This window comes from Pseudoalteromonas sp. A601 (assembly GCF_002165575.1).
GTDB lineage: Bacteria > Pseudomonadota > Gammaproteobacteria > Enterobacterales > Alteromonadaceae > Pseudoalteromonas.
The window spans coordinates 164,416-188,092 of sequence record NZ_MXQF01000004.1 but is presented as its reverse complement, the minus strand read 5'-3'; the positions used below and the strand labels follow the sequence as shown (position 1 = coordinate 188,092).

At 39.6% G+C, this 23,677-nt stretch carries 21 protein-coding genes; 10 read left to right on the top strand and 11 right to left on the bottom strand.

The annotated features are described in order from the left end of the window. The first annotated feature begins 34 nt into the window (after positions 1-34). The 4 genes from B5G52_RS04840 (at position 35) to B5G52_RS04825 (ending at position 2,607) form a co-directional block, all read left to right on the top strand. Positions 35-1,258, top strand: coding sequence for a HAMP domain-containing sensor histidine kinase (locus B5G52_RS04840; protein WP_087531614.1), 1,224 nt, complete (start codon positions 35-37; stop codon positions 1,256-1,258). Then, on the top strand, positions 1,258-1,788 hold the full coding sequence (locus B5G52_RS04835; protein WP_087531570.1) for a response regulator transcription factor: 531 nt from the start codon (positions 1,258-1,260) through the stop codon (positions 1,786-1,788). Before B5G52_RS04840 ends, B5G52_RS04835 begins: the two co-directional genes overlap by 1 nt. 118 nt (positions 1,789-1,906) lie before the next feature. Then, positions 1,907-2,311: a DUF1761 domain-containing protein gene (locus B5G52_RS04830; RefSeq protein ID WP_087531569.1), complete on the top strand. Its 405-nt coding sequence runs from the start codon at positions 1,907-1,909 to the stop codon at positions 2,309-2,311. Positions 2,312-2,355: 44 nt separating this feature from the next. Further along, positions 2,356-2,607: a hypothetical protein gene (locus B5G52_RS04825; protein WP_087531613.1), complete on the top strand. Its 252-nt coding sequence runs from the start codon at positions 2,356-2,358 to the stop codon at positions 2,605-2,607. 46 nt (positions 2,608-2,653) lie between these two features. On the opposite strand, the gene B5G52_RS04820 is transcribed toward B5G52_RS04825, so the two are convergent. From B5G52_RS04820 to B5G52_RS04800, 5 genes are all read right to left on the bottom strand, one after another. After that, the gene (locus B5G52_RS04820; protein ID WP_087531568.1) at positions 2,654-3,442 is read right to left on the bottom strand and encodes a hypothetical protein; all 789 of its coding nucleotides are present in this window, start codon (positions 3,440-3,442) and stop codon (positions 2,654-2,656) included. 187 nt (positions 3,443-3,629) lie between these two features. Continuing rightward, positions 3,630-5,228: an AbgT family transporter gene (locus B5G52_RS04815; protein WP_087531612.1), complete on the bottom strand. Its 1,599-nt coding sequence runs from the start codon at positions 5,226-5,228 to the stop codon at positions 3,630-3,632. A gap of 100 nt (positions 5,229-5,328) precedes the next feature. After that, a complete protein-coding gene (locus tag B5G52_RS04810; protein ID WP_087531567.1) occupies positions 5,329-5,628 on the bottom strand; it encodes a hypothetical protein in 300 nt (99 codons plus the stop codon). An 8-nt stretch (positions 5,629-5,636) separates the two neighbouring features. Further along, the gene (locus B5G52_RS04805; RefSeq protein WP_087531566.1) at positions 5,637-5,894 is read right to left on the bottom strand and encodes a DUF3081 domain-containing protein; all 258 of its coding nucleotides are present in this window, start codon (positions 5,892-5,894) and stop codon (positions 5,637-5,639) included. Positions 5,895-5,958: 64 nt separating this feature from the next. Further along, positions 5,959-6,789, bottom strand: coding sequence for an AraC family transcriptional regulator (locus B5G52_RS04800; RefSeq protein ID WP_087531565.1), 831 nt, complete (start codon positions 6,787-6,789; stop codon positions 5,959-5,961). 86 nt (positions 6,790-6,875) lie between these two features. Between B5G52_RS04800 and B5G52_RS04795 the strand changes: the two genes are divergently transcribed. Further along, positions 6,876-7,775: a thioredoxin family protein gene (locus B5G52_RS04795; protein ID WP_087531564.1), complete on the top strand. Its 900-nt coding sequence runs from the start codon at positions 6,876-6,878 to the stop codon at positions 7,773-7,775. 637 nt (positions 7,776-8,412) lie between these two features. Here B5G52_RS04795 and B5G52_RS04790 read toward each other — a convergent pair. The 4 genes from B5G52_RS04790 to B5G52_RS04775 are packed head-to-tail and all read right to left on the bottom strand — an operon-like array spanning position 8,413 to position 13,043. Then, a complete protein-coding gene (locus B5G52_RS04790; RefSeq protein ID WP_087531563.1) occupies positions 8,413-9,216 on the bottom strand; it encodes a DUF1338 domain-containing protein in 804 nt (267 codons plus the stop codon). A gap of 37 nt (positions 9,217-9,253) precedes the next feature. After that, positions 9,254-10,735: a succinylglutamate-semialdehyde dehydrogenase gene (gene astD, locus B5G52_RS04785; RefSeq protein WP_087531562.1), complete on the bottom strand. Its 1,482-nt coding sequence runs from the start codon at positions 10,733-10,735 to the stop codon at positions 9,254-9,256. Positions 10,736-10,751: 16 nt separating this feature from the next. Beyond that, positions 10,752-11,786, bottom strand: coding sequence for an arginine N-succinyltransferase (astA, locus tag B5G52_RS04780; protein ID WP_087531611.1), 1,035 nt, complete (start codon positions 11,784-11,786; stop codon positions 10,752-10,754). 51 nt (positions 11,787-11,837) lie between these two features. Next, entirely contained in the window at positions 11,838-13,043 is a 1,206-nt protein-coding gene (locus tag B5G52_RS04775) for an aspartate aminotransferase family protein (protein WP_087531561.1), read from the bottom strand. Between the two features lie 192 nt (positions 13,044-13,235). On the opposite strand from B5G52_RS04775, the gene B5G52_RS04770 reads away from it, so the two are divergent. Then, a complete protein-coding gene (locus B5G52_RS04770) occupies positions 13,236-13,664 on the top strand; it encodes an Lrp/AsnC family transcriptional regulator (RefSeq protein WP_087531560.1) in 429 nt (142 codons plus the stop codon). Positions 13,665-13,760: 96 nt separating this feature from the next. Here B5G52_RS04770 and B5G52_RS04765 read toward each other — a convergent pair whose 3' ends face one another. Together B5G52_RS04765 and B5G52_RS04760 are read right to left on the bottom strand one after the other, a co-directional pair. Further along, on the bottom strand, positions 13,761-14,678 hold the full coding sequence (locus B5G52_RS04765) for a hypothetical protein (RefSeq protein ID WP_087531559.1): 918 nt from the start codon (positions 14,676-14,678) through the stop codon (positions 13,761-13,763). A 62-nt stretch (positions 14,679-14,740) separates the two neighbouring features. Continuing rightward, a complete protein-coding gene (locus tag B5G52_RS04760) occupies positions 14,741-16,669 on the bottom strand; it encodes a bifunctional diguanylate cyclase/phosphodiesterase (RefSeq protein WP_087531558.1) in 1,929 nt (642 codons plus the stop codon). Between the two features lie 475 nt (positions 16,670-17,144). Between B5G52_RS04760 and B5G52_RS04755 the strand changes: the two genes are divergently transcribed. The 4 genes from B5G52_RS04755 to glgX are packed head-to-tail and all read left to right on the top strand — an operon-like array spanning position 17,145 to position 23,675. Beyond that, positions 17,145-17,444, top strand: a complete 300-nt coding sequence (locus B5G52_RS04755; RefSeq protein ID WP_087531557.1) for an isoamylase early set domain-containing protein — start codon at positions 17,145-17,147, stop codon at positions 17,442-17,444. A gap of 9 nt (positions 17,445-17,453) precedes the next feature. Continuing rightward, positions 17,454-19,436 carry a 4-alpha-glucanotransferase gene (malQ, locus tag B5G52_RS04750; protein ID WP_087531556.1) on the top strand — a complete coding sequence of 661 codons (1,983 nt, stop codon included), beginning with the start codon at positions 17,454-17,456 and terminating at the stop codon, positions 19,434-19,436. Continuing rightward, positions 19,436-21,658 carry a 1,4-alpha-glucan branching protein GlgB gene (gene glgB / locus B5G52_RS04745; protein ID WP_087531555.1) on the top strand — a complete coding sequence of 741 codons (2,223 nt, stop codon included), beginning with the start codon at positions 19,436-19,438 and terminating at the stop codon, positions 21,656-21,658. Before malQ ends, glgB begins: the two co-directional genes overlap by 1 nt. Beyond that, complete coding sequence (gene glgX / locus B5G52_RS04740) at positions 21,642-23,675, top strand: glycogen debranching protein GlgX (RefSeq protein ID WP_087531554.1); 2,034 nt, start codon at positions 21,642-21,644, stop codon at positions 23,673-23,675. Before glgB ends, glgX begins: the two co-directional genes overlap by 17 nt. Positions 23,676-23,677 lie beyond the last annotated feature (2 nt).

The following is a 23,677-nucleotide window of genomic DNA, read 5'->3' as shown; positions in this document are numbered from 1 at the left end:
TCTTAGCTTTAGGTATACGTAAATGGCATTTTTAATGCAAACAGATCCCGCAATTAGCCGCTTATTGATGCTGCGAAGCGGCGCGATTGCAATACAACTCTTAGCGGTGATCGCGGTTTATTTTTTATTGGAACACCAGATCCCACTCTATGAATTACTGCTTGTTATTTCCCTAGAGGCAGTATTTCAAATATTAAGTGTGGTTGCTTATCGCAATGTGAGTAAAGCAAAAGAGATGGGTATGTTGATGCAACTCACCGCGGATGTTTTATTTTTAAGTGTTTTATTGTCGCTCAGTGGTGGCGCAACAAACGCATTTGTCTCATTGTTACTGTTACCTATTATGATTGCTGCTGTGAGCGTACGTGCTAAAGGGCTGGCATATATTGCGGTGCTGGCAATATCGGCTTACAGCTTATTACTGTACAAAATGCCACAACACAGTATGCATCATATGGATATGACCAGCCATTTCGTGGGCATGTGGGTTAATTTTGTCATCAGTGCCAGCGTGATTGCTTTGGTGATTGGCACTATGAATCGGGCATTGCACTCTAGAGAGCGTACTATTGCAAAGGTACGCGAGAAACAATTACGCTCCGAGCAGTTAGTTACACTAGATGGCGCAGCTGCCCAAATTACTCACCAACTTGCCAGCCCAATAGCAAATTTACAATTGCTTTTTGAAGAACTACAAGAAGAGCAACCGAGCAATGTGCTCATTAATGAAATGCATAAACCGCTAATGCAGTGCGCAACTCAACTAAATAACTTTAGAGATTTATCAGCGCAATTAAGAACTCGCAGTGACATTGGCTACATTGAATTGCCTGCGCTAGCGCAGCAGATCCAAGACAGTATGCTTTTACAATACCCGGATCAACAACTGATATGGCAAAATGATGCTCCAGCTGTAAATGTAAAAGGTGACGCAATGCTGTTACCTGCCATTCTTAACTTATTGCAAAACTCAGCCACAGCAAATCTGCAAAATAAGCAAGTACAGTTAGCTTTGAGTTGGCAAGCAAGTGATAATGAAGTGAGCTTGTTGATACGTGATCATGGGGTGGGCTTTACCAGTGAACAATTAACTCAACTAGGCGGGCACATAATGGCCAGTAAGTCAGGAATGGGGCTAGCAGTGTTGCTATCTAACGTAACACTTGAACGGCTACAAGGCTCTTTAACACTTTATAATCACCCCGAAGGGGGCGCTGTTGCTAAGGTACAGCTTGCAGTATTAAATGAAGAAAATTAATGAAATTGCTTATAATTGAAGATGATATAAATTTAGCGAATACGTTAGCAAGACGTTTAACTAAACATGGCTTTACTTGCGAAGTGGCACATAATAGCGCACAAGCATTGCTATATATAAAACAATGTAAACCAACCCATGTGCTGTTAGATATGAAGCTTGGCGATGACAATGGGCTGTTATTAATAAAACCAATTAAGGAATTACTTCCTACCAGTCATATAGTGCTACTGACTGGCTTTGCCAGTATAGCGACTGCTGTAGAAGCGATGCGAATAGGCGCTAATGACTACTTAACAAAACCCGTTGATATGCTAACGTTAGTTAAAGCATTGGATATAAACAATGAACTAACAGCCGAAATTAAAGCTACCCCCGATACTGTTATGTCAGCTGAACGGGTAGAGTGGGAACATATTCAGCAAGTTCTTCACTTTAATCAAGGTAATATCTCAGAAACAGCTAGGCAACTTAATATGCATAGACGCACCTTACAGCGAAAGCTCCAAAAAAAGCCTGTTAAGCAATGAAAAGCGATGGATGAAATTTAGTTGTTGTTATTTTTGCTACAATGGAGGTTTGCCGTAATAGCATTCATTTACTAAAGTAAATATATCCTTTGTATTTATCGTCCTAATTGAGCCGTATATGGATTTTTCCCAAGTAAATTTTTTCGCGGTGCTTATTGCTGCCTTATCCTCTTTTGCCTTGGGCGGTATTTGGTATTCGCCTTTATTATTTCAACGAATTTGGATGGAGGCGTGTGGATTAACAGAGCTTGATTTAAAGACTATTGATCCAAAAAGAGTATTCATTGGCAGCTTTTTTCTCTCGTTCTTTATTGCGCTTAGTTTATCATTGTTCGTCGGGCCAACGCCAAGTTTGGGGGTCAGTGTTGGAGCTGCATTTATTATTGGAGTTTGTTGGGTCAGCAGTGCCTATGGTATAACTTATTTGTTTGAGCAACGCCCGTTAAAACTATTTTTGGTTAATAGTGGTTATCATATTTTGCAATTTACGCTAATGGGTTTAGTTTTGGGGCTTTGGCCATAACCTGTTACCCTATAGAGGTATTTGCAGTAAAAGAAGTAGTTAAAATGGCAAAACCAAATAAAAAAGGCCCCACAAAAACCGTCGATATTTTTTGCAGTCAATGTAAAACCCAGTTATTCAAATACCGCAAAGGCGGGAAAGGTGCTTTAGTTAAATGCTTTAAAGAGCGTATCAACCAAGACTTCACCACAACCCCTTGTATTTGCCCGCAATGCGAACGCCCTTTTGCCCGCGATACCCTCATCCGCGGCGCACCCGCCTATAAAATGATTGGCGGCAAAGTCACGTTTAAATAATTATTATTGGCTAATCTGTTTAAGGAGTTAGCTTAAAATCAGCAGGTTATAAATTGCGCAAATAGGCTTCAACAAACTGAGCTTGGTTAGGTGCTTTAGGCGCTGTTTTGAAGTGGATTAATGAATCGGTATGGCGCAACTTTAATTCATCAGTAAATTCACATTCTACTTTGCTAAACTGTTGAGCAACGGATTTGAATTCGCTGGCACTTTCACACTGCTTTGCTAATGAGTTAGCGACTTGTCCGCAATATGCGCCGATGGCATAGGTTTGTAATAAGCTGTCGTCGATTTCTTGCCAATTTATAGTTGTTTCAATTTTGCCGCCACACTGCTTTGTAAATCTTTGCTGTGCTTTGTCTAATGCTTCAAGCGAATTTGCAATTGCTTTATCTCGGTTAAATTTTGCGAAGTTGGCTTGAATATTATCAGCTAGCTGAGCTTGATATTGTGCGTAAGTATCTTCAGATATTGCTTTATTACGTTTGTCTTTTTGCTCAGATAAATAAATTGCTTTACGAGTGTCTGGTAAATACAAAGCGTAGCTGCAACAGGCATAACCTTGTTCACGAGTCACTAGAGCACGTTGTTGGCCATCGAAGATATATTTATATGCTTTAATACTTCCATGGGGTAATAGGTCGGTGAGAAATACTACCTCATCGATAGGGTGATTTACGCCGACAACTTTGATCAGTGCTTGAGATTTGTCGAGGGTTTCAACGATGATGACTTGCTCACCACGTGATGACTCAAGAACAACAGGGTACTTTTGAAACTCTAACGCAAATGCAGTGTTACAGAGTAAAGAGAGCAAAATAAGTAGTTTTTTCATAAACAAATCCTTTTAGAATAATTTTCTATTATTGTAGCAACCCTTGTTTATAAAAAGAATACGCTGGGCTTGTTTAAATTTCATTAAAATAAATAATGATGAGTGTTGAAAATCAAAAAATTGAGTACAGTTAAATTGCTTTATATCTAAAAAAATACCAGCCTAAGCTGGTATTATTTATTCTTGATTAAGGTGTGTAGTAGATTGGCGACTCAGGACCTACTGGTAAACCGAGTACAAATACCCATAAGTAAAATAATGCGACCCAGCCAACAAAGAAGAACATACTGTAAGGCAGCATGGTCGCAACGAGTGTGCCTATTCCCATATCTTTTTTGTATTTAGTCGCTACTGCGAGTATTAGGCCAAAATAACTCATCATCGGAGTGATCAGGTTAGTAACAGAATCGCCAATTCGGTATGCGGCTTGAATGGTTTCAGGGGCATAGCCTATGAGCATTAACATAGGGACAAATATAGGGGCAGTTACAGCCCATTGCGCTGATGATGAGCCTAAACTTAAGTTAACTAAAGCACACATAAAGATAAATAACACAAATACTTCAGGGCCTGTAAGGCTCAGTGCTTGTAGCATTGCAGCGCCATTGATTGCTAAGATAGTGCCTAAATTTGTCCATTTAAAAAATGCCACAAACTGGGCTGCAAAAAACACCAGTACGATATACATACCCATTGAGCTCATACTTTTGCTCATGGCATCGATGACATCTTTATCGTTTTTCATGGTGCCCACAACACGGCCATAGACAAAGCCTGGAATACCAAAAGTTACAAATATAAAGACCACGATACCCTTTAAAAATGGCGAGTGAGCCACTAAGCCAGTCTCTGGGTTACGTAAAATGCCATCGGCAGGCACGATAGTCCATGCAAGTAGTAAAGATACGACAAGTAAAGACACACCAGCCCATTTTAAGCCTGACTTTTCAATGTGAGTTAGCCCTTGGATATTGTTATCTGCAAGGTCCGAGCTGGCTTCATCAGGGTTATATTTTCCTAAGCGTGGTTCAACTATTTTTTCAGTAACGAATGTGCCTAATAAAGCGATGAGTAATACTGATATCATCATAAAATACCAGTTAGCTTCTGCGCCTACTTGGTAGGTGGGGTCAATCATTTGAGCAGCGGGTGTTGTGATACCCGCCAGTAATGGGTCAATCGTGCCTAACAGTAGGTTTGCACTGTAACCACCTGACACACCGGCAAAAGCAGCTGCTAACCCCGCTAAAGGATGACGACCTAGGCTGTGGAAAATCATTGCTGCCAATGGTATCAACACAACATAGCCCAGTTCAGATGCGGTATTTGACAAAATAGCAGCAAACACCACCATGAATGTTACTAAACGTTTTGATGCACCCATCACCATGCCGCGCATGGCTGCTGATAATAAACCTGAGTGCTCTGCTACACTCACACCTAATAAAGCAACGAGTACAGTGCCAAGAGGGGCAAAGCCGGTAAAGTTAGTTACTAGTCCTGTAACAATACGCTGTAAGCCTTCAGCACTTAAAAGGCTGACTACTTCAATTACGCCATCAGGATCACGACCAGCTGAACCGACAGGCCTTGGGTCTATGGCACTTAAGCCAAACCAGTCAGCGATGCCGCTGAAAACAATGATAGCCACACAAAATAGGGCAAATAACGTAATAGGGTGGGGTAACATATTCCCCAAAAACTCAACTGTTGCCAAAAAACGGTTAAATAAACCTGATTGTTTTTCTGGATTTGTTGAGTTTGCAGTGTCGACAGCTTTTGACATAGCAAGGTTCTCAAAATAATAAAATTGCTGCAATCTAGCATTTTTCACCGCATCAATCATCTATAAACGATAGTTTTCCAATCAGGTACGGTGAATGAGCCTAGCTAATAACGCCTTTAAATAGCAGTGGGTAGCGCCTTAGACGGTTACCAATATAATCATCAGCCATTATTTGGTCGCAAATTTGCTGTACATCATCAGTCGCTTCAAAGACCCAGTCAAAACGCTCAATTGCGAGCAAGAAACCGCGTTTTAGAAACTGCTGTTGGCGGTATTCGTTTAAATTATTGCGGATGATTGCAAGTTTACTCGGATCGTCTTGTAATGCAGCAATGACTAGATTAATGAATGCTGCATTTCTAGTTGGTGTTGTACGTCTTTTTCGGTGCTCTGTCGTCACATACTCTCCTATACTTCATTAAGAATGTTACTCAGCTTTTTTAAAAAATCATCTTTGTGTTTATCGTGCTCATAATCTAAGTGATAGGTGTTATGAAAACCGAATCTTAGTAATACGCCACTGCCTTTGAGGTAAATTGTGTATCCATCTATATCTGAAAAAGCAGTTAAGCCTGAATAAAACTTGCCTTCATCTGTCGCTTCACCGTGTTGTATTATTTTTTCATAGACAGCTAAAATTTGCTTTCCATCAATTTCGTTTTTCATAATAACTCCTAGCTTTAAGTTAATGTACGATTTGAAGTATAAATTGGTTTACTCTGATTATGGTTCATTTTTTAGTAACCGAAAGTTGGCCGTGTTTTTGATTGTGATAGCGGTCAGGCGTGACACCAATTACCGCTTTAAACTGTTTTGTAAAGTGAGCTTGATCAAAATAATTTAAATCCACTGCAATTTCAGATAGCGGCTTCATTGGCTGCGACTTAATCGTATTCATTGCATGCTTTGATTTTGTTATTTGGCAACTTTGACGAAAGTTAATACCGATGTATTGGCTAAAAATGCGTTCTATTTTCTTTGTATGTAAACCAGTATTCTCACTTAGTTCAGATAAAGTTATATGGCCGTAATGGGCATCAATTACCTTTAATAAATGCTGGCTCAATGTCTGCTCTAGTGAATTTAAGTTGTTGTTATGTTGGTTAATGCTATTTAAGAAAAATAGTTCTAAAAAACGCACTTGATGTACAAAATTACTGCTTTGTGCTAATTGCTCATAGAGCTGTGATGTTAGGGTGTAGTTGATATCCGTCGTTATCAGTTCTTTGGTGTCCTTAGCATGTAAATTCGTAAACAACCTCGTTGCAGCAGGTTTAAAGCGAATGCCTAGTGTATTTATATTCCCTGTTAACTTGAGCTGTTGAGACTTTATGAATGAAGTACAAATATAGCCTGCATTTTTTAATGCTATATTATTGATTTCGATTTGATCACTAAAGTTAAAAATCATACCCGATGCACAATCACTGTGAAGTAGGTGGCTGGTATCTAAAAATGGCGCTGTACGCTTTATAGTCCAAAAATTATCAATAAAAGGCTGTAATTGGGAGCATGCTGCAACTGCTTTGAAGCCTTGTAACGATAGCTGGTCGTTTCGCATAATCTGAGCGGTTCCTTTAATGTCGTAAACTTACAATACAGTAACAGGCTGTATCGTTAGACTGGCTGTCATTTAAGGAGTGACATATGACTAACAAAGTAATCCCTTTTATGGTAGTGCTCATTTTACAGCTTATTAGTTACCAAACACTATCATCCGAGCAGCCGCTACTTTTAACAACTGAATCAGATAAACTACTAAATTTAAGTGCCTATAAACCGAAACAGCCGGTGTATTTAAAGTTTTGGGCTACGTGGTGTAAACCATGTATGGAACAAATGCCGCACTTTCAAAATGCCTACACTAAATTTGGTAAAAAAATCACATTTATAGCAATAAATATCGATTTGAATGACGATACCGCAGCTGTAAAAAAAGTAAAGCAACGCTTCAATTTAAGCATGGCCATGATGACAGATCATACTGGTAAAGTTGCCAAATATTATGAATTCATCGGTACGCCTTTTCATGTTTTACTTGATAAAACGGGCAAAGTTGTTTTTCAAGGCCATAAAGCTGATAAAGCGCTCGATAACACCTTAAAGTTGTTATCACATGACGGCGTAGTTCCTCAAGGTCAACTTATCGATAAAAAAGACAACCCAGTTACTAGCCCACTGGTTATTCCGCCAAAGGGAAATAAAGCAGTCTTATTTACAGCAACTTGGTGTGACTGGTACTTAGCTGATACGCGCCCAGAAATGGCTGAAAGCTGCATTTCAGCGCAACAGCAAATGAATAAACTGGCTAAGCAGGGAGTTGATATTGAAGCAATTATTAGTCAGTTATGGACTGATGAAGCAGCTGTGAGCGAATATAAAGATAAATTTAATGTCACTCACCCTTTAACTATTGATCACGGCAATGACTTATTTATCAGTAATGAAGTGCGTAATGTGCCTAGTTTATTACTTTATAAAGACGGTAAATTAGTAAAGCGCATAACTGATTTTTCAAGCCCAATTAATATTCAAGTTGGGCAATAATTTGCATTGAAAATATTTTAATATAACCTATGCTCAAAGCTCATTCATTAGTGAGCTTTGAGCATGATAGATAAGGCATTACTCTTAAAAAACGTGAACTATCAGCTAGATTAGTCACCCTTCAGACACCTATTAGAATTTAGCCGGTAATGCATTGCGAAGTGCACTATATTGAGTGCACTTCGCTTCGCAGTCTAACATCATTAAAGGTGCACCGTGCTGGGCAATTAATTGTTCAATAAATGTTGTTAGACGGTTGTGCAATTTCATCATGTATAGGTTGGTTTGCAGCAACCGCTGCTGCAGGTAGTTTGGTTATAACGTCAGTTGAGTTTCATTAAGAGCATTAAACCAAGCAAAGTTTCTTACATGCAGTCAAATTTACTCTTGGATAATAGATCTTTTTCCTAGCTAAAAACTAGATTTGTATGTACTCGGATTGGCTATCTTCAAGAGGCGGCGTAATAATAAGGTCACTTTTAGATTTGTGTAATAGCTATTTTAAATGTTTTATAGTCAATATATCAGTGAGTTAGGTTTGATTGGGAGCTTTTGTTATGGCGATTTTATTTACTTATGGATGAAAAACCTCACCGATAAAGTGAGGTTTAGAGTGCGTTCTTTGGCTCGGTGTTTATTAGCGTGCGTTAGTACTTTCAAATATCTTATCTGCAGATGCAGCGACAAAGCCAGTGTAAATTTCGCCATCTGGTTTGTTGTAACGCAGGGCAAACTCATAAAAACAGCTAGGTACACTCATTTTTCCATCGCTAAACTCTACAGCAAAGTCATCAGCTAAGGTTGATGATTGTTCAAGTAAAACCTCAGCAGACCCTTTAACTTCACCACCAGATGTATTCAATGCAAAGCCTGCATCTTTAAGAGCTTGGTTAACGTCTTCAATATTATCAAACTTTGCAAGTTCATTAATATTCACTGTAAAGTGATTCGCACGATAACCCCACGCTGACATCCATGCAGCATATTCGCTTTCGCTTAGTAATTTTTTATACGTATCAGAGCTTACTTGCCAATGCGTTCCTGAGTATAAAAAGTCATCGTTAGTAACAGCATCAGCGTCAATGCTGTCAACCATATCATTAACGATAGCCTGTAGCTCTGGTGAGCATTTATCTACCAGTAATTCAGAGATAAATACTTTAGGCTGTGTCGTATCTGGGTGCTCATAATGCTTAGCATACAGTTTTTTTGCTTCAAAGTGGTATTCACCACACTCTTTATAGCCAACGGCTAAAAAATGGGCCGCTAGTTTTTCAAGGCCAATTTTTTCATGGTTAAAGGTACGCAGTGCAATGTGATCATTAATAATGTTATCTTTTTGCGTTGATCCAAGTAACTCATGTACTTTTACGGCCGATGGTGTAACAGCTAAGTAGTTTTGCCATAAGTTTTCAAATAATGTATTTACATCTGTGTGCATTTTAATTCCTTAATTTTTTGACTGTTTCGTCTGCTAATTATTCTATTATTAAGCCCGGCGCGAGGGTTGCTGGTAAATTTACGTGCTCTGCTTCTACTGATGAAACTGGGTATGAGCAGTAATCGGCTGCATAATAGGCACTTGCTCTATGATTACCACTGGCTCCTATACCACCAAATGGCGCGGCGCTTGATGCACCTGTGATAGGGCGATTCCAGTTAACAATGCCAGCACGAATACGTTTTAAAAAGTATTGGTAATCCGAAGCTGAATCACTTAATAGCCCTGCAGATAAGCCAAAAGAAGTGTTATTTGCCTCTATAATAGCGTTATCAAAGTCGTCATAACGATACACTTTTATCAATGGGCCAAAATGCTCTTCATCTGGCACTTCGCTGATGTGGGTAACATCAATAATCCCAGGACTAACAAAGCCTGTACCCGGCTCTAAATGTTGCAGTTCTACTAATGGCTTTGCGCCTAAATCAATTAAGCTTTGCTGAGCCTTGACCATGCCAAGCGCTGCTTGCTCACTGATCATCGCACCCATAAATGGTTGTTGCTCAGCGAAGCTGTCACCCACTAGGATATTTTTAGTCGCATCGATAAGCTTTGCTAAAATCTCATTGCCATTTGGGCTTTTTTCGATAAAGACACGACGTGCACAGGTACAGCGTTGTCCTGAAGTGACAAAGCCAGACTGAATAATATCGTGGGCTGCTGCGCTAATATCAGCTACATCTTTGATAATAAGTGGGTTATTACCGCCCATCTCCAACGCTAAAATTTTCCCTGGGTGGCCGGCAAATTGTTTATGTAATATATGGCCAGTATTTGAACTTCCGGTAAAAAATAAGCCATCAATGTCTTTGTGGCTAGCAAGCGCTTTACCTGTTTCAACCTCACCCTGAACGAGGTTGATCACCCCTTGAGGTAAGCCAGCTTTTAACCATAATTCCAAAGTAAACTGCGCAACATAAGGGGTTAATTCAGAGGGTTTAAATACCACGGTATTACCCGCTAAAATGGCCGGCACAATGTGCCCGTTTGGTAAGTGACCAGGGAAATTGTAAGGGCCAAATATAGCCACTACACCATGTGGTTTATGGCGTATAAATGCCTTTGCACCAGGCATTGGATTTTCAGTAGTGCCGGTGCGCTCATTATGTGCTTTGATAGAAATAGCAATTTTACCTGCCATTGCGCCTACCTCAGTACGCGTTTCCCATAATGGCTTGCCAGTTTCTTTAGCAATAATGGTAGCGAGTTCTTCACTATTGTCTTTTAACAGAGCTGCAAATTTTTCAAGGATGTTAATACGTTCTGAAATTGGTTTGTCAGCCCATTCAACCTGCGCGTTACGTGCGGCTAAAATGGCGCTATCAACCTGTGCAGGGCTTGCAGTCGCACCTTGCCAAATAATCTCCCCATTACTTGGATTGACTGAATTAAACACGTGACCAAGACCTGCTTGCCACTGGTTATTAATTAACTGTGTATTGAGTGATTCTGAACTCATAATATTCCTACTGTGGTTACAGGCGAAAAAATCGCGCTGCATCCCCTTGTTTTAATTTAAGTGCCTGAGCTACGTCTTGGCTTACAATTAAGGTATGTTTGGCGTGGTTATAATGGGCATGCTTGGTGAAGGTTGCTCTAAAGTCTCTCACCCCTTGGTTACAAACTGCTAAAGTATCAGAGCTTTGCTCATCGACGTAATCAAGCTCACCAATTGATATTGGGCATACAAGTGATTCACGTACACTGCGAATGTTACCAAGCTTAGCTTCAACGGTGGGCCCTGCATCAAATAAATCTACATAGCCGCGATGCTCAAAACCTTCCTTTTCAAGAAGTTTAAGTGCGGGCTTTGTTTTCTCGTGTACTTTGCCGATTACTGCTTGTGCTTTTTTACTAAGTAAATTGGCATAAATAGGGTATTTGGGCATTAATTCACTAATAAATACTTTGTCGCCTAAACCGACAAGGTGATCAGCTTGAGGAAATTCAATACTAAAGAAATGCTCTTCTAACCATTGCCAAAAAGGAGAGTGGCCATCTTCATCACTCACACCACGCATTTCAGCGATAATGGTATCGGCAAAGCGTTCGCTGTGTTGTGCCATAAATAAAAAACGAGAGCGGGATAAAAATCGCCCTACGAGGCCTTGTCGGCTAGCTTCACGTAAAAATAAGGTACAGATTTCAGAGCAACCTGTGTAGTCGTTACACATGCTGAGAATATCAACTGTATTATAAACGTTGAGTGTACGAGAGTGATGAACGGTTTTGCCTAAGTGGTAATGATACAAAGGGACGTTCAGCCCAACCGCAGCTTCGATTGCGGTTGTACCAACAACATCGCCCGTTTCACTGTCTTCAAGTACGAAAAGGTAGCTCTCATCGTGGGGCTGATTAATCTCTTTTGAAAAGCTATTTTCTGCGCGGGCAATTTTTTCTTGTAAAAGTTGATCGTCTACAGGGAGTGATGTAAACCCATGACCAGACTCAATCGCAATTTGTTTAAGTGCATCAAAATCGTTGGCTGTTATAGGACGTAATACGTGCATTCTTTTTTGCTCCATTAGCGCCCCAGTATTTCACCAGGGCGTTAAAATAGATTAACCTTTTACAACAGTCGCAACCGCTTTTTCAAAACGCGCTAAACCTTCTTTGATGTCTTCAAGAGGGATGACTAAAGATGGTGTAAAACGAATCACATTGGTACCGGCTACTAAGCTCATTAAACCTTGTTCAATACTGGCAACTAAAAAGTCTCTTGCACGACCTTCAAATTGTGCATTGAGAACAGCACCTAATAATAGACCTTTACCGCGCACTTCACTAAATACATTATATTTTTCATTGATGGCAGCAAATCCGTCACGGAATAATTGTTCACGTTCTTTCACGCCAGCAAGTACGCATTCAGTATTCACCGTATCAAATGCAGCTTCTGCAACAGCACATGCCAATGGGTTTCCGCCATAGGTTGAACCATGAGTACCAATTTTTAAATGCGCAGCGATATCTGTTGTAGTGATCATTGCACCGATAGGGAAGCCACCACCGAGTGCTTTTGCTGTGGTTAGAATGTCAGGTGTTACACCTAAGTCTTGATATGCATAAAGAGAACCTGTACGGCCTACACCGGTTTGCACTTCATCAAAAATAAGCAGGGCATTGTGTTTGTCACACAATGCGCGAACGCCTTTTATAAACTCAGCTGTAGGTGAAATAATCCCGCCTTCACCTTGCAGCGGTTCCATCATAACGGCACAGGTTTTATCACTAATCAGTTTTTCAAATGCTGCAAGGTCATTGTAATCACAGTGATCAATAGCGGCAGGTTTAGGGCCAAAACCATCTGAATAAGCTGCTTGTCCACCTACAGTGACTGTAAAAAATGTACGACCATGAAAACCTTTATTAAATGCAATTATTTGTGTTTTGTCTTCGCCATGTACATCTAGTGCAAAGCGACGAGCAAGTTTTAGTGCGGCTTCGTTGGCTTCTGCGCCAGAGTTAGCAAAGTAAACTTTGTCTGCAAATGTAGCGTCAGTGATTTTTTTAGCTAAGCGCAGTGCAGGCTCATTGGTCATAACATTTGATAAGTGCCAAATCTTCTCACCTTGCTCTTTTAAAGCACTTACAAGTGCAGGGTGGCAATGGCCTAAACAGTTAACGGCAATACCACCGGCAAAATCAATAAACTCTTTATCATTTTGATCCCACACTCGTGAACCTTCACCACGAACAGGGATAACTTCTGATGGGTTATAGTTAGGGACCATGACATCGTTGAATAAATCTCTTGTTACTTGCATTTGACGCACCTTTAAAATGAAAAAAATTGATTGCTAAACAATTTTATTGTTTATATACAACCAAATAATATTGCCTTAAGTGGCTAGGTTATTTTTATAACTCTATTATCTAGTTTCATCCGTTAAATTTGCAGTGCTAAATTGTGTAAAATGATTATAATAAAAGTCATATTGATGAATTAGGTTATCAAAATGATTAGTAAGCAGGATGAAAAGTTACTCGCTATTTTACGTACGAACGCCAGAGCTAGTATTTCAGATTTAGCCAGAGCATTGAATTTATCACGTTCAACAGTACAAAGTAGAATGCTCAAGCTTGAAGAAACGGGAGTAATAAAAGGTTACAGTGTTGATTACGGTGAAGCATATTTAAATGCTATGGTTGCAGCGCATGTGTCTATTAAAGTTAAACAAAAGCTCACCACAAAAACAAACTTAGAACTTAAGCAAATTGATGCTATTTCTCAATTGTACGCCATTAGTGGTGAGTTTGACTTAATAGCCGTTGTGCAAGCGCAAAATTTAGAAAAGCTTAGTCATTTACTGGATGATATAGGCAATCTAGACGGCGTTGAAAGAACAACATCATCGGTTATTTTAGAAACTAAGTTTAACCGCTAATGGTTAGGGGGCGCTTATATAGCCAAAACATTTTGGCTATAACTATTGTATAAGGCAACAATAGTTATAGCTTGAGTTTTGTACAGAGGTAGTGCCTTATTTATTGGGTATTTGACGGATAATTTTTTTGTCTACTTGATCAAGTTTGACTACATATGCATTACCACCAATGCCTTTGAACTCTTCATCGGTAAAAATTAGCGTATTTTCGTCATAAAATGTAATCGCTTCTTTTTGTGTAACAATACCTAAATCTATTAATGACACGTCGCCAGAAAAAAACTTGTCGCCTTCAAAGTTTTCAAAAAGCCAAATACTGGTTGAGTCTAGTAGCACCAGTTTTTTACGATCAGGGCTCAAGGCTGCTGATGTGATCCAGCAAAGTTTTTCCATAGTAGTACAGGTTTGAAATGAATCAATTAATTTGGCATCAAAATTTGCAGCGTGATCTCCCACTTTATAAACATTGGTGATGCCATCAAAGGGTTTGGTTCTGTTTTTAGTAAATAAATATAAATGTCGACCAAAAGAAACAAATGCTTCTAAATCAAAATTTCGTTTATCTGGGGCTACAGGTTTATCGTCGAGCTCAGGGTAAGTGAATTTAATAATTTCAGCTTGAGTCGTATTGCCTTTTATATCAATAGGATTTTCTATTTTATAGATTGTTAGCCATTTACGTTCTTGTTTATTATTACCAAAATCACCTAAAAAGAAATGACCAAAATCATTTTGAGTCATATCTTCCCAGTCAATATTCTTGGCATTGGTAACAAGTACTTCTTTAGAAATGGACCCATCATCAGCTAGGCGGTAAAGTTTAGCGTCATCTCCGCCATCGTTTATAGCCCAAAGTTGCATGGATTTATCGAATTCAATACCAGAAATTTCTTTTAACCGAGGATCAACAGAGACTTTCTTTTTACTATATAGCGTATAAATAGAAGTGCCTATTACGGCGCTTGCACCGATGATAAAAATGATTAGTGTGACATAAAAGCTTTTTTTAAGCATAAACGTTTGAAGGAGATATTAATTTTTGACTATTATGCTGTATTTTGTGTTTAATTACTATGTTAGAGCTCTTTTGCGTCACTTTCTAATTGCCAGACGCCTGTACCTGTTGCTGCAATGTGATTAACGTTTCCTTGTAATACTTTACAGCCAACATTCACTGATGATTGCGGACGGCTGACAAGGTATCCTTGTACGCTACTAATGCCCATTCTTTTAACTAATTCAAATTGCTCTAATTGTTCTACACCTTCTGCTACTATTTTCAGGCCTAGTTTTGCTCCGAGTTCACTAATTGAGTCGAGTATTTGATTATACTTAGGATTCTCATTGGCTTGGGCAATAAAGAGTCTATCTATTTTAATGACATCTATAGGTAAATCGGCCAGGGTACTTAACGAACTGAAACCAGTACCAAAATCATCAATGGCAATTGTTACCCCTTCTTTACGTAGCTTTTCAAGTTCATTAATAATACTTTCGCTGGCAGTAATAAGTGTTGACTCAGTTATCTCAAGCATCAAAGCTGTAGCAGGAAGCCCCGTTTTGGTAAGCTTTCCCATAACCCAGTCAAAGATTGGACGGTGTTTTAGTTGAATACCTGATACATTGACAGAAATCTTTACTTTACGCATACCTGCATTGTGCCACGCAGACATTTGTCGGCAAGATTCAAGCATAATCCAATCACCGAGCTCTAAAATTAAATTGGACTCTTCAGCAATTGGAATAAATTCGACCGGAGAAATAAGCCCTTCAACGGGGTGATCCCAGCGAACGAGGGCTTCAAAGTAATCAATGGCACAGTCCTCAACATGAACAATCGGCTGAAACGAAAGGTGGAAGTTTTGACATGCAATGGCTAAACGCAACTCTTCAAGTAAGTAATGATAGCGGCGCATTTTATTACCCATTTCAGGGGAATATACTTTGAAGATACCCCGGCCGTCTGTTTTTGCACGGTACATAGCAACGTCAGCCATTTGCAACAAAGCATGAGGGCTTGACGCGCTTTCTGGGTAAACTGCGATACCAACACTAGCACTAATTTTTATAAGCTTATTACCTAATACAAAATCTCGTTCAATTTCGTTTAATACGCTTTGTGCTACATCCAAAGTTTTAGTGTCAGAATCAATATTATTTATAAATATAGAAAATTCATCACCACCCAAACGTGCAAGGTTTTGCTCCAACATGCTCGTAGGGTTCACGTCGTTAAGGTTATGGTTACGCAAAACATTAGCCAAACGCTCGGCCACTTGAATCAGTACTTCATCGCCAAAGCTATGACCAAATGAGTCATTTACTTGTTTAAAACCATCTAAATCAATAAATAACAGGGCGCAATGTATTTTTTCAATCTCAGCATTATTTAGTTGTCTATCTAAATGCTCAATATACGCATGGCGATCTATAAGTTGGGTAAGTTTATCTTGGCTAATACTTGTTTGTGTTTCTCTAGCATAGGTTGAGATATGTGTGTTTAATGCCGCTAGAGCTTGGTTTAAACGAGCAACAGAATTAGTTACTTCAAGCGATGAAAGCTGAATATTGAAAGACGATAATAATTTATCTGTTTGTAAGTTTAGTTGCTCGATGTTCGCATTCTGCTGTTTAAGTCGTTTTAAGTTCCCTAAATACCAGGCAATCCAGAGTCCCATTAAGATTAAAATGATGATATTGGCAGGGGAAAGTAAGGTGGCTGTTAGTAAAGCGGAAGATTTAGCGGTAACAAATTCAGTATCTGTTATTTTAACTAAAAGAAAGTCGCCATCGTTGCTGGAAATTACCTGATGCCCACTTAAAATCGGATTGTACCAAGGAGGCAAAGTAAGCTGGGTATCGGTAACTGCAAATGTTCGCAAAGCAATGCTCGATTGTTGTGGATTAATATTATTAATCTGTTTTGTTAATAAAATATTTAACCCATAACAAAAAACAATGAGGATTATTACGGCAATACTGAGAGTACGAAAAATTTTAGTCATTCCATTAAGCCATTGTGACCCCAATTTATTATTAATACTTACTTATGGGGGTGGTACTTTTTTTCAGTATATAGCGTGAGAGTAAAAGAGACAAATGTTTCGGTAGTTTCATGAATTAAAAAGGTACAAATATAAATTCGAGTAGATAATCTACTGTGTTGATTGATATTTTATATCTTTTCGCATTAGTTTATTTCACTTTACCAATGGCAAAGTTTTATCTACTTTGTAAACTCAGGTTTGTTTAATAACTAAACACTGGTTTAGTTCTTGCAAATCTTATTTCATTCATCGTGAAAGAAAGCCTATTTACTATTTTTTTGCACAGTCTTAGTGCGCAATTATTTTTATTGCACTGTCATAATGCATAAATATTAATCTGGTTAACTAATACTATACACCCCGGCAGATGTTGAGCAGTTGAACAAAGCACGGTGCACAGATAAATAAACCTTGAGTTTAGTTGGAGCCCGCTATGTTAAGTAAACGATTTTTTAAAACCAAAGATGAAACAGAAGTAACGTTTGAATTCAGCCACCCAGAGGCAGAAGATGTACAACTTGTCGCTGAATTTACTGATTGGCAACCTGTTGCCATGAAGTTTAATAAAAAACAACAATGTTTCAAGCTTAAGCAACGTTTACCAAATGATAAACAATTTCACTTTAGGTATTTGGTCAACGGCAGTATTTGGGACAATGATCACCAAGCTGATGGTTACATAGCGAATAATTACGGCACAGAGAATAGTATCGTTAATACGCAACGTGCGTAAGGTGGTGTAATGGATTCACTTTCGCAGTTGTTTTATCTGCACGGTATTGGCTATGAGTACACTAAATACACTGGTGAGCATATAGTTTTTGGGCAGGATACTCGCTGTGCTGCATTAAGGGCGTGTGGTGTAGACCCCGCTGATAGTAGCCAGATTGCACATTTAAATGTAGCGTTAGATGCGGCTAAATGGCTACAGCTTGTGCCTAGTTGCAGTATTGTGGATGCTGAACGGCCATCATTAAAAATTAGAATTGATCAACGTTTACAAGACCAAACATGCCTAATTGAATTTAAATCGATTGATGTACCTTCGATTGAAGCAGGGTTCAATGAGTTACCTTGCACTGGTGACTACGTCTTTAACGATATTACCTATCTAGAATTTGAAGTTGCTCTACCAAGGTTACCTATTGGTTACCATGACGCAACTGTTCAAGTGGCTTCACAGCAAGCAACTACTGAGCTTTGGGTCACGCCTAGGCAGAGTTTTCAGGTATCAGACGCAAAGCGTACCGGTCTATCTATCCAGCTATATAGTTTAAAAAATAGTACAGGCTTTGGTGTTGGCGATTTTGCGGACTTACTTGATTTGGTAACTCAAGCCGCAAAATTGAAACTCGATTATATTTTGCTAAATCCACTGCATTTATTATTTGCAGATGAACCAGAACGAGCGAGTCCTTATAGTCCTAATAATCGAGCTTTATTAAATCCGCTGTATATTTCGATTGGCCTATGTGAAGACAGCCAGAGTAACGCCGCTTTAATTAGCTATATAAATGAGCATAAACCGCCAGAGTCGGCATCACAGTACATAGATTATGCTCAGGTGAGTGAATTCAAATATACCCTTTACAACTTTCTTTTTCAGCAGTTTATCACCAGCGCAACCGATGAGCGCTTAGCGCAGTTTGAGCACTTTTGCACACAACACAAAACAACTTTAGCTACTTTAAAAAACGAAAACTATGAATTTGCATGTTATCTACAATGGCAGGCGCACCTACAATTAAAGCAATGTCAGCAAAGTGCGAGAAAAAATGGTATGTCTATCGGTCTTATCAATGATTTGGCTGTCGGCTGTGCTAACGATGGCACTGAGCATATGACACAACAGCAGCTATTTACTGAGTCGGCTTATGTTGGCGCACCGCCAGACCCTTGGGCAGAGCAAGGCCAGAATTGGGGGTTACCAGCTTTAAACCCAGTTAAAATGGAACAGAATAAATTTGCTTTTTATCGTGCCTTAATACGAGCAAATATGGAAGATGTAGGTGGCTTGCGTATTGATCATGTTATGGCTATTAGGCGGCTTTGGTGGTGCTTTGAAAACCAAGGCCAACAGGATGGCTGTTATGTCTACTATCCGTTTGAATACTTATTGTCTATTTTAACGATTGAATCGCACCTAAATGAATGCATCGTTATAGGCGAAGATTTAGGTGTGGTGCCATCAGAAGTAAAAACTGCCTTGGCAGATAAAGCTATCTTTTCTAATAGTTTATTTTATTTTGAAAAAGATCAACATAACGAATTTCTACCCGCGCAGGCTTTTTCTAGGCACTGCTTACTTATGATTGCTAATCACGATGTCCCACCTTTTTTTGGTTGGTGGCAAGCACAAGACTTGTGCTTAAAACGTGAGTACAAGTTAATTGATGACAAACAATACAATACAAGTTGCACGCAAAGAGATATTGAAAAGCAGCGAATGTTAAGGTTTTTAGAACAAAGCGGGCATACAGGGTATTCACTCGATAGTAGCGCAAAAGAAGTATACACGGCGCTAACTCTTAGTTTAGCGCATTCTCCCGCGCAACTTTTTGCAATTCAATTAGATGACCTTGATGAGCAAATTTTGCCAGTTAACATTCCTGGCACTGATAAAGAGTATCCGAATTGGCGTCGTGTACTTAGCCATTCATCTGCCGATATTCTTACTCAACATGCTGCTTTGCTGAATGAAATTAATCTAATAAGGACGTGTTAATGAACAGTTCTGTTCAAACGAATTTAATAACTAACCAGTATGATGAACAGGTAATCGCACTAAAAAAAGGCTGCTTTAAAGACCCGTTTAGCTTTTTAGGTCCTCATAGTGCTGGAATAGGAAAGCTTGAAATTCGGGGATATTTGCCAGGTGCTAGCAAGGTAGCAATTAAGCTCAATGAACGGCTTATTAAATGTGTACGTTATGACGATTCTGATTTATTTATCGCCCAAGTATCTGCCAAAGCTGAAGACGGCTACACTTTTGTAGTGGATTACCCTGATTGTCAAATAGAGGTGCATGATAGCTATCGTTTTCCAAGTTCACTGGATCACGATGCTATGTATTTATTTAACGAGGGCACTCTTGAGCACGCGTATCGTCATTTAGGTGCACACTTTATAACGTTAGCTAATGTGGCGGGTGTGCGCTTTAGTGTTTGGGCCCCGAATGCCAGTAGTGTCTCTGTCATTGGTGAGTTTAACCATTGGCAGAAAAATCAGCATTTTATGCGTTTTAATCCAAGTTGCGGCGTATGGGATATATTTATTCCTGAATTAAAAGAAGGGCAATGCTATAAATATGCAATTACCACAACAAGTGGCAATGTTGTTGAAAAAGCAGATCCATTTGCTTTTAAAATGCAGCAAGCACCTGGCACTGCCTCGGTACTTCAGCACAGAAATAGCGCTCTAAAGTTAACAGAAACCATGCTCAAGCAACGAGCAGAGCGTAACGCAATTGATGCACCTATTAGCATTTATGAGGTTCATCTAGGTTCATGGCAGCGAAAAAACAAAAATAATTACCTTAACTATCATGAGTTAGCAGACAAGTTAATCAGTTATGTATTGCAACTCGGGTTTACTCATATACAGCTTATGCCGATCAGTGAATATCCGTTTGATGGTTCTTGGGGTTATCAGCCTGTTGGTTTATTTGCTCCAACGAGTCGTTTTGGTGGGGTAGAAGACTTTAGGTATTTTGTCGAGCAGTGCCATAAAGCAAACATTGGACTATTAATTGATTGGGTTCCAGGGCACTTTCCAAGTGATCCTCATGGGCTGCATTGCTTTGATGGTACCCATTTATATGAGCATGCAGATGCTAGGCAAGGCTTTCATCCTGATTGGAATACCTATATCTATAATTATGATAGACCTGAAGTACGTAGCTTTTTAGTTGCTAATGCAATGTTTTGGCTCGAAGAGTTTGCAATTGATGGGTTACGTGTTGATGCTGTTGCATCGATGCTTTATCTAGATTACAGCCGTGAAGAAGGGCAGTGGGTGCCTAATTGCTATGGTGGCCGTGAAAATTTGGGCGCAATTGAATGTTTAAAGCAGGTGAACCTGCGTAGTTATGCGAATAACCCTGGCATTATGATGGTTGCTGAAGAGTCCACGGCTTGGCCAGGTGTGACCCGTCAAGTTGACCATGATGGCTTAGGCTTTGGCTATAAGTGGAACATGGGTTGGATGAATGACAGCCTGCATTATATGCATCGTGATCCCTTATATCGTCAGCATCATCATCATGAAATGACCTTTTCAATGGTTTACGCCTACAGTGAAAACTATATTTTACCGTTAAGTCATGACGAAGTTGTCCATGGTAAGGGTTCTCTCATTGAGAAAATGCCTGGTGATGATTGGCAAAAATTTGCGAATTTACGCGCTTATTATGCATTTATGTGGGCGCATCCCGGCAAAAAGTTACTTTTCATGGGGGGGGAGTTTGCTCAACGTAGCGAGTGGAGTCATGATACATCCCTTGATTGGTATTTACTTGAGCATCTTAGCCATGAAGGGATGCAAAAAGTGGTGCAAACGCTGAATGAGATTTACACATCAACTCCTGCATTATATGAACTTGATAATGACCCAATAGGTTTTAGCTGGATTGATAGCCAAAATGCGCAGCAAAGTATTTTCAGCTTTGTTCGTTATGCTAAAAAAGCCAGTGATTATGTCATTGTGATCTGTAATTTAACGCCAAATGCCTATCAACAGTATCGAATTGGGGTGCCGTCAGACGGCGATTTTGAGGTGATTTTAAACACCGATGAACCACGCTATTTTGGTTCAGGGTTTGAGGTAAATAATTCATTATTGTGCACACAAGCACACCCTTGCCATGGTCATAACCACAGCATTTTATTGTCATTACCCCCCCTTGCTACTGTCTACCTTAAAAAGGTCTCAAATGAGTCTATCAATTGAATTAAACCAAGGGAAAACGTCGCCTTTAGGTGCATCAATAAACAGCAATGGCATTAACTTTGCGGTTTATGCCCCTTTAGCAAAGCAATTATATGTGTGCTTATTTGATTCGAGTGGTCACACAGAGGTGCTTAAACTTGCAATGAACAATAATGAAGGGGGCATTTGGAGCTTATTTATCACCCCTTTACCAGCAGGAACCCTGTACGGGTATCGTGCTGAGGGAGAGTATCAACCAAAAAAAGGGCTGTATTTCAATAGTCAAAAACTGTTGATAGACCCTTATGCAAAAGACTTATTTGGTGAGTTTACCTGGAGTGAACGACATTATAGCCAAATGCCTATTGGTACACTCAGCTCGGTAAATAATGCGATTGATATGCCAAAGTCTAGAGTCAGCGAACTGCAGCCTTATACGGGGGCTAAACCACTACACAGTTGGGGTAAAACAATCATTTATGAATGTCACGTAAAAGGTGCAACAGCACGTCATCCCGATATTCCAGCGCATTTACAAGGTAAATATTTGGGCTTGAGTCATGCTGTATTTATCGAACATTTACGTGATTTAGGGGTTACTACATTAGAGCTTTTACCTGTACATAGCTTCATTAGTGAACAGTTTTTAACAGGTAAAGGCCTACAAAACTATTGGGGCTATAACACCTTAAACTTTTTTACCCCGCACAAAGATTACTTAGTCAATGACGAAATTGCTGAGTTTCAAGAAATGGTTTCACAATTACACAATGCTGAGATCGAAGTTATCTTAGATGTTGTTTATAACCACACTGCTGAGGCGGGCACTGATGGGCCTTTACTATCTTGGCGGGGTTTAAACAACCCAGGTTATTACCGCTCATTACACGATAACCCTCAAGTGTACATAAATGATACCGGTTGCGGTAATACGCTGAATATTGATGACCCGTACAGTTTAAAGATGGTGCTTGATAGTTTGCGATACTGGGTTGAAGTCATGGGTGTTGATGGCTTTAGGTTTGACTTAGCCACTATTTTAGGGCGCACAGCACACGGCTTTACTCAAGCTCATAGCTTTATTCAAGCCATTAATCAGGACCCCGTTTTAAGTCAGGTAAAATTGATTGCTGAGCCATGGGATATAGGGCCTGGTGGATATCAACTAGGTGCTTTCCCAGCGCCGTGGCGAGAGTGGAATGATAAATATAGAGATGTTGTAAGGCGCTTTTGGTGTGGTGAACATAATATGTTACCTGAGCTTGCTAAACGTTTGCATGGCTCGTTTGATTTGTTTGAGCACAACTTACGTGGGCCGCTTAACAGTATTAATTTTATTACTAGCCATGACGGGTTTACGCTTGCTGATTCGGTTAGCTATAAAGAAAAGCATAATGAAGCGAACGGTGAGCATAATCGTGACGGGCACAGTGCAAACTATTCGTTTAACTGCGGCGCTGAAGGTTTTAGCGATGATCCGCACGTTACTGCATTGCGATTGCAACAACAAAAAAATATGTTGCTCACGCTATTGTTATCTAAAGGTGTGCCAATGCTTGCATCGGGTAGTGAAATGGCGCATTCACAAGGAGGCAATAATAATGCGTATTGTCAGAATAACAGAACAAGCTGGTTGGCGTGGAAAGATTCGCAACGGCGTCATCCATTAACCCGGTTTATTGATGATGTACTTACGTTACGTAAAAAGCATTGTGTATTTAAACACAGCGTATTTTTACATGATTCAGATAAGCGCTTTGCGGTGAATTGGTTTACTGAGCATGGTGAAGCTATGCAAGAAAGTGATTGGCACGATGGCAGTAAGCAGTTTTTGATGTATAGCTTGCATGATAGACAGCTTGAGACTGCGTTGCTAATTATTTTAAATGCCAGTGATGTAATCGTTGAATGTTCACTACCAAAGGTAGAGCGAGGGAATTGGCACCTAGAAGTGTCAAGTGTCGATAAAAATACGGATAAAAGTACTAAACAATTTAACGTTGCTGCCCAGAGCAGTTGGGTTTTTCAGCTAATTTAGAA